2 protein-coding genes are annotated in these 2175 nt (G+C 35.5%); one reads left to right on the top strand and one right to left on the bottom strand.

The window, feature by feature from the left end; genetic code table 11:
- The first annotated feature begins 214 nt into the window (after nucleotides 1–214).
- The gene (locus AC1DJR_RS27490) at nucleotides 215–832 is read left to right on the top strand and encodes a TetR/AcrR family transcriptional regulator (RefSeq protein ID WP_477003991.1); all 618 of its coding nucleotides are present in this window, start codon (nucleotides 215–217) and stop codon (nucleotides 830–832) included.
- Between the two features lie 153 nt (nucleotides 833–985).
- On the opposite strand, the gene AC1DJR_RS27485 is transcribed toward AC1DJR_RS27490, so the two are convergent.
- The coding region (locus AC1DJR_RS27485) for an immune inhibitor A domain-containing protein (RefSeq protein WP_477003990.1) at nucleotides 986–2175 on the bottom strand (1190 nt) is incomplete at its 5' end.

Genomic DNA, 2175 nt, shown 5'->3' with positions numbered 1-2175 from the left:
GTGCAATAACTGGCGATAACAATAAAAGTTTGTTTTTTAACATTTTCTTTTATCCTCCTTTAATTTGATTTATAATAACCAACAACGTGTTGTTTATTTATATTTTGAATTATATGTTTAAGTTAAATCTTATACAATAATCAAAAATCGTGAATGTGTCGGTTATAAGACACTTTCTTTAAATGTGTTGGAAAAAATTAAGGAGGGACATGCTTTGCGCGATAGTAATTTAGATTTACGTGTTATTCGTACGAAAACTGCCATACGAAATGCATTGGTGGAGTTAATTGAGGAAAAAGGTTTTGAAGCCATTACAGTGAAAGATATTACTATGAAAGCAAACATAAACCGTGGTACTTTTTATGCACACTATCAAGATAAATTTGATTTAATGACAAAATGCCAGGAAGAAATTATGCATGAGTTTTCCAGCATTGCCAAACAGAAATTTCCGGAAGTTATTGCTGAACTTGGATCAAATCCTTCTCCGACAACGCCATTTGTACTTATCACTTCTATCCTTGAATTTCTAAATGAAAATAGTGATTTTATGAAAGCTGTACTAAGCCCAAAAGGAGATTTATCTTTCCAAACAAAATTGAAAGACTTTATGTGGAAAACACTATTTGAAGATACGAATGGTSCTCTCATTAATAAGGAGAATTTACTTGTYCCAAGCCAATACTTAGCTTCTTATATGGCATCTGCTCATATAGGYGTCATYCAACAATGGYTAAATAATGGACAAAAAGAAAAACCGGAGGAAATTGCTCGTATTTTGTCAACAATCGCAGTTCATGGACCTTTTTATGCGGCTGGTTTAAAGAAATAAGCTTGCCTGCATAGAAACATACTTTAAATACCAACAAACTTCTAAATGAAATGTATGGCTGAGTAGTTACTATTATTTTTATTAATAACTTGAAATTTATGTTCCTATGAAAAAAGCTGTTGAAAGGAATCCCCTTCAACAGCTTCTCCATTATTAACGATATAAACGAACTGCACCTGCAGTATTATCATCTGCTTGCCCAACTACTTCAAATTTCAATCCAAGCTTCGGTAATTTACGTCCTGCATCTGGGATTAAATCGTTCATATACGATTTAGAATCATCAAACTTCGTTACACCTGGTAACCCTTTGTAATCATATGTTCCGCGTGTTGGAGATACAACTTTCCATGCTGGCGTTTGGTTAAAGGAGAACGCAGCATCTGCGATTTGGTATCGTGTACTATTTTGAACAGTTGGTTTGCCGTTTAGCGTTCCAATAATTTCCTCTGGGTGAGAGTCAACAACCCCTAAGAAACCTTCGCCTGGATGCATACCAACCCAATTATCTGTAAAGCTAGAGTCTGCATACCATACAACAAGACCTGTATTATAAGGTACACCACTGCTATATTTTAACGCTTGATCAGCACCAGCGTAGTTTCTCCACTCTAAATAGTAGTTATGTTTCTTCTTATCAAAACCGTTTGCTGTAACGAAACCATTTAATTTTAATTTCGCTTCGCCTTCTGCATCATCAGAGAACACAACATTTCCATCTACAGTTAATGTAGCGTTATCCAGAGTAAAACCGTTCCCTGCAAAACCAGCATCTGTAATGTATTCGAATACTAGTTTTATTTTTTGACCTTTAAATTGACTTAAGTCATATGACTTATCTACCCATTTACCATCCGTTGTGTCTAGACCATTTTTCACATTCTTTTCGCCAATTCGATCCACTAACGTTTTCTTATTATCTTCTGTCACTGCATGTACTTCTAGGAAGTCATAACCTGTTTCAATCTCATACAATGTTTTGTAATCAAATTTCACATTTTTTGCATTTGTTAAATCAAACACTGGTGTTTCTAATGTTGTATGAATATCATCGCCTTTTGTACTATAGTAATAGTTCTTACCGAATGCAGGCTGAATACCTTTTACATCTTTATCTGGTAAGTTAACGCGAATCAGACCAGGACGAGCTGATTTCGTTACACTTTGATCTAAGTACGTCGCAAGACCAATACCGCGATTTAATTTATCATAGTCAATCTCTACAATATTTGCCCAGTTTCCACCCATGTTCTTTTGAAAGAACTCTTTGTTTTGCGGAGAGAAACTTGGTGGCGTTGTACCCGCAATTTTACCAGCCCAGCTGCCGCCGCTCATAACAGACC

The organism is Bacillus sp. 05T31 (assembly GCF_056396725.1).
This window is presented reverse-complemented; position numbering and strand designations above follow the sequence as displayed.